Origin of the sequence: Micromonospora sp. M51, from assembly GCF_018070305.1 — a bacterium.
GTDB lineage: Bacteria > Actinomycetota > Actinomycetes > Mycobacteriales > Micromonosporaceae > Micromonospora > Micromonospora parva.
The window spans coordinates 1-408 of sequence record NZ_JAGPXZ010001549.1 but is presented as its reverse complement, the minus strand read 5'-3'; the positions used below and the strand labels follow the sequence as shown (position 1 = coordinate 408).

Here is a 408-nt window from a genome sequence, read left to right as displayed (position 1 = left end):
TCCCGGGCCGGACCTTCGACCGGCGACACCTGCGCCACGAGGGCGGCCCGGTCCGGGAGAGCCACCTGGCCGGCGAAGACCGCCGACGCCGTCACCTGGTTGATCTCCGGGTCGTAGCGCCGACCCTCGGGTGGGCAGCACTCGGCCTCGGTGCAGAGGTAGGACCACCACCGGCCGTCGGTCACCCGCAGCGCGTCGAGCACCTCCAGGCCGACACCGGTCAGCGCGGCGCGTACGGCATCCACGCTCGGGGTGACCCGGTCGGGCGGGCCGTAACCCACGACTGTGGCAGCCTCCGCGCCCTGCCGGTGGATCACCCCGGCCAGGTGTCGGGCCCGGTCGAGGGGATCCGTGGACGGCTCGGGCAGGTCGGCGCGGGCGGCGAAGATGATCTGCCGGCCGCGCAGC

General features: G+C 75.2%; 1 protein-coding gene. It reads right to left on the bottom strand.

Annotated features, from left to right (window positions below):
* Positions 1-408: DUF4192 domain-containing protein (locus KBX53_RS35890; RefSeq protein WP_210864132.1), on the bottom strand; the 408-nt coding region annotated here is incomplete at both ends.